Consider the following 4526-nt stretch of genomic DNA (forward strand, 5'->3'; position numbering starts at 1 on the left):
GCATTGGATTTGGCGATCGTGGGGCATCCGGCAGCGTTCTGCGCTAGCGCTAGAGTAACCGGAGCGTTACCAGGACAAAACCATGCTGCCAAGAGCCAGCGAACTCGCTGGGAGCACGGGCATCTACAAACTCTACTGACTCAGGTGCCGCGCCTACTGAAAGCAGCACTCCAACAGCGTCGCTTCGACTTGGTCGCGATCGCCCTCGACCTATCGGTTCCGCCGCTCTCGCTGCTGGCGATCTTGTGGTTAGCCGCTACCGCGATCGCCCTGTTGGCAAGCGCGATCGGTGGATCAACAGTTCCGGTTCTGCTGCTGGCGCTGGAGGGCGGGCTACTTCTGGTGTCTATTCTGGCAGCATGGGCAAAATTTACTCGTCGTGAGTTACCGTTAGGCACACTGCTATCAGTGCCGCTCTATGTCCTTTGGAAGATTCCGCTTTACCTTGCATTTTTAGTGAAGCCGCAAACCCAATGGATTCGTACAGACCGAGACGTTTGAGTAGCTGTCTCTCTAAAAGAAAGCCACAAAACTGTTGTCTTGAATACAACCTCTGAGAGATGTTGGTTTAAGACACACTTCGTATCTTGGAATAGTAGACAGGTGAACTATTGGTTTCTGTCTAATTAAACAGTTCTGAAGATATGGAGTAAAAAAATGAGTTTAGAAGAAAGAGCCAAAGCAACTGCTAAGAATGTTGAAGGTAAAATTCAAGACGCAGTTGGTAATGTGACTGGCGATCCTCAAGACCAAGTTGAGGGTAAGGCAAAGCAGGTAGAAGGTAATGCTCGTCACGCCAAAGAAGACATCAAAGATGATGTGAAGAGCGGCATTGATAAAGCATAACACTCGATACTTGAGGCTATCAATTGATAGCCTCAAGTTTATTAGCAATGTCTGCTTTTAAAGGAGGTTAATGTGAGTTTGCTTCAGCGTGCTCGAAAGGTTTTGGTTGCTCTCTCCCTTGTATTTATCTTAGTTACATCGACTGCGTGTGGTGCTACGGCAACGAGCGATCGTACTATTTCACAGCCGAAAATTAATAGTTCAGCTTATAGTCAGATCGAGCGAGGGAACACGACAACAGGTCAAAACTTTGGCGACTGGGTCGTTCAAGCATCTGGTGGACTGGTTCAAGATGCTTACGTTCGTGATAGCGACAAATTGGGTATTGTCATTTCTCCGAAGGTGAGTCCGTCTGAGGTTCGTCCTCTAGCAAAATCCTTAGCTCAAGGATTTCAGAAGAACTTCCCGAATCGCGATCTCAAGGTATTAGTTTATGCACCGGACAAGAAACTGATCTTGACAGCAAATTACAACAGCGCGACTCGCCAAATCCAGTATGACCAAGCGGTTGCTAGTGCTGGCAAAGCCAAAGCACGCTCCTAACACTTTAGTAATTTTGCGAGGTTAAACCTATGCCAAGCAGTGAAGAGTATAAGCGCCAAATTATGAGCGATCTTGCTCGTGGCAACGTGGATTCAATCGATGACACTTCGGCAGAATCCAACAATAACTACGAAAGCTTTGATGATTTTGCTCAGCGATCGACGCGAGAAGAGCGGCGACAGTTGTTTGGTCGATCGTTCCATCCCAACCAGATTCCAGCCAGTCAAATGGAGCCGGAACTACAGCAGGCGATCGCCCAGATTAAGCCCAACGAGCGGGACGATGTTGCGCGGGAGTTCTTTAACCATTTGAAGAAGCGAGGACTGAGCGATCGCGACTTGGAGCATCAACTAGGCTTGTCCACGCACCATCCTAGCCGTATGTCAGCGGACGATGTGTCAAAGCTGGCGTCCTTCGCCTACCACAACCACCCGGATGTTTTTCAAGACGTGCTTGCCGATCAGCCCGCGCTGCTGAAATTTTTCAGCAACCCATTAGTGGGGGCTGCACTCGGTGCTATTGCCTCAAAATGGATGAAGCGACACTAAATGTAGACGAATGAACTACACTGAGGAAGCGTAAATTTTTGCACCCGCCCAGCCTTCGAGTTTGGCGGGTGCTTTCTATTGGGGACCAACTTTTGTAGGATGCTAGTACCGAATTTGCACCCTGCCCGTGACATCAGCTTCTGTTTACCCAACTTCAGAGTCGATCGCTGCCTCCGCTGATCCAATCGTTTGGTCCAGTATTCTTCAGCAGTTGCTCGATCGCCAGTCGCTCTCACCTACTCAAGCAGCTGACTTAATGCAAGGGTGGCTAAGTGAAGCCCTTCCTCCGGTTCTCTCTGGCGCAATTCTGGCCGCCCTGCAAGCCAAAGGTGTATCAGCAGACGAACTCGCAGGCATGGCTCAGGTATTACAGCAGCAAGCCGCTCCGCTTCCCAGTTCTCACTTGTCACTTCCCACTCCCTTAATCGACACCTGCGGCACGGGCGGCGATGGAGCCGGAACCTTTAACATCTCCACTGCCGTTGCCTTTGTTGTGTCAGCAGCAGGAGTTGCGGTGGCTAAGCATGGCAATCGCTCTGCCTCTAGTCGCGTTGGATCAGCCGATGTGCTGGAGCAACTGGGCGTCAATTTGGCGGCTCCTGCCGATCGAATTCAGGCTGCCGTGCAGGAGGTGGGCATTACATTTCTGTTTGCTCCTGGTTGGCATCCGGCGCTAAAAGTAGTGGCTCCAATGAGACGGACGCTCAAGGTGCGAACGGTGTTCAATCTCTTGGGTCCGCTGGTGAATCCGCTGCGTCCAACTGGACAAGTGATCGGAGTATTCGATTCGTCGCTGATAGAAACCGTTGCTCAGGCATTGAACCAGCTAGGGACACAGCGGGCGATCGTGCTGCACGGACGCGAAAAGCTAGACGAAGCAGGACTGGGCGATCGTACGGATTTGGCGGTTTTGTCGAACGGGCAAGTGCAGGTGAGCACGATCAATCCGATCGAGTTTGACATTGAGCAAGCACCATTGAGCGCGATTGCGGGCGGCGATGTGAAGCAAAACGCTGAGATTCTTCAGTCTGTGCTGCAAGGAAAGGGTACCCAAGCACAGCGCGATGTGGTTGCTCTCAATGCAGCGCTAGCGTTGCAAGTGGGTGACGCAGCCGACTCCTACAGTGCAGGAATCGAACTAGCGCGAGACATTCTACAGAGTGGTGCGGCATGGAGCAAGCTAGAGCAGCTAGTTCAGTTTCTCGCTTAGGGCATCTCGGCGAGTGGTTAGACGCTCTACGCTCAGCCGCAGCACCGACAGTCCGAGAATAATCAAAAACATTACTAGCCCGATCGTGCAGGCATAGCTTATCTCCAAATCCTGAAACGCCTGCTCGTATAGGTAGTAGACGATCGTCTTGGAGCTATTGCGCGGTCCGCCCTTCGTCATAATGTAGATTTCTTCGAAGACTTTAGTGGCTGAGATCGCTGAGATCACTGTCACTAGCAGCAGGTAGGGTTTCATCAGCGGCACCGTAATGTCCCAGTGCTTCTGAATGCCGTCTGAGCCATCGATCGCGGCGGCTTCATACAAATCTGCCGGGATTGCCTGTAACCCCGCTAGATAAATCACCATGTAGTAGCCCAATCCTTTCCAGATTGTCACTACCATGACGCTAAACACTGCCAAGCTGGGACTCGTGAGCCAGGGAATTCCCTCTGAAATTCCCAGCAATTGCAGCAATTGGTTCAGCAAGCCGCGATCGGCGTACAGCCATTTCCACGCAATCCCAGCTACGACCATCGAAATCACCACTGGCGTGTAGTACGCCACCCGAAACCAGCGAACTCCTCGCAGCGACTGGTTAACCAGAATGGCGAGTCCCAGCGGCAGCGTCACCAGCAGCGGCACAACACCCACAAGGTAAAGCAGCGTATTGCGAAACGTCTGCCAGAACAAGGGATCTACCAAGAGCCGTTGAAAGTTCTTGAATCCAATCCAGATTGGCGGCTGGGTTAGATCGTACTCATACCGGGTAAAGCTGAGAAAGAACGCTTGCAGTGCAGGGTAAAAGACCGTTAGACCCAGCACAATCAGCGCTGGCAGCAGGAACAGATACGGCGTTAATCGCTGGCGAGGGGAACTCCAGTCTTTGAGTGTCCACTTGGGCATGGGGCTAGAACACGATCGAGGAATGTCTAGTTGATCATACGGCGAATTCTGTTAGTCAATGAATTTCGGTGCAAGATAACCTGTATTCAACAGCTATTTAATCCTGGTAAAAAAAGCAGTGAGTTTTCTCCAGAAATAGCTCATTAAGCCCTTCGAGGCTTTCTCAAATTTGTAATAGAACAGAATATCTACAACATCTTCTAGCGTTAAAGGTTTGAGATAGGTGACGACTTTATCCACAAGGGTATCGCTGTCTTGCAAATACTTCTTCATGCCCAAGCGCTCCGAAATTTTCCACGTATTCAGAAAGACAGCGCGCATTTCTGCTTGATACGATTGAAAACTGGAACGATCGTCCAAAAACTGCTCGATGTATTTGCAAGCAATATTAGCGCTAAGCATCCCATGCCGAATGCCTTCGCCGCCCAGAAAGTTAACGGTTGATACGGCATCCCCGATCGCAATCACATTCTCAC

At 50.7% G+C, this 4526-nt stretch carries 5 protein-coding genes and 2 pseudogenes; 5 read left to right on the top strand and 2 right to left on the bottom strand.

Annotated features, from left to right (window positions below):
• From H6F43_RS05615 to trpD, 5 genes and pseudogenes are all read left to right on the top strand, one after another.
• A pseudogene (locus H6F43_RS05615) lies at window positions 1-501 on the top strand (glycosyl transferase); the annotation flags it as partial.
• A 156-nt stretch (window positions 502-657) separates the two neighbouring features.
• Window positions 658-846: a CsbD family protein gene (locus tag H6F43_RS05620; RefSeq protein WP_190341515.1), complete on the top strand. Its 189-nt coding sequence runs from the start codon at window positions 658-660 to the stop codon at window positions 844-846.
• Between the two features lie 72 nt (window positions 847-918).
• On the top strand, window positions 919-1389 hold the full coding sequence (locus H6F43_RS05625) for a hypothetical protein (protein WP_190341517.1): 471 nt from the start codon (window positions 919-921) through the stop codon (window positions 1387-1389).
• Window positions 1390-1418: 29 nt separating this feature from the next.
• Window positions 1419-1937 (top strand): hypothetical protein, encoded by a 519-nt coding sequence (locus H6F43_RS05630; RefSeq protein ID WP_190341519.1) that lies wholly within the window; start codon window positions 1419-1421, stop codon window positions 1935-1937.
• A gap of 127 nt (window positions 1938-2064) precedes the next feature.
• On the top strand, window positions 2065-3147 hold the full coding sequence (gene trpD / locus H6F43_RS05635) for an anthranilate phosphoribosyltransferase (protein WP_190341521.1): 1083 nt from the start codon (window positions 2065-2067) through the stop codon (window positions 3145-3147).
• On the opposite strand, the gene H6F43_RS05640 is transcribed toward trpD, so the two are convergent.
• Window positions 3127-4050 carry a sugar ABC transporter permease gene (locus tag H6F43_RS05640; protein WP_190341522.1) on the bottom strand — a complete coding sequence of 308 codons (924 nt, stop codon included), beginning with the start codon at window positions 4048-4050 and terminating at the stop codon, window positions 3127-3129. The genes trpD and H6F43_RS05640 overlap by 21 nt on opposite strands.
• Before the next feature lie 93 nt (window positions 4051-4143).
• Window positions 4144-4526: pseudogene (locus H6F43_RS05645) on the bottom strand (NAD(P)/FAD-dependent oxidoreductase); the annotation flags it as partial.

Source organism: Leptolyngbya sp. FACHB-36 (genome assembly GCF_014695955.1).
Lineage (GTDB): Bacteria > Cyanobacteriota > Cyanobacteriia > Leptolyngbyales > Leptolyngbyaceae > FACHB-36.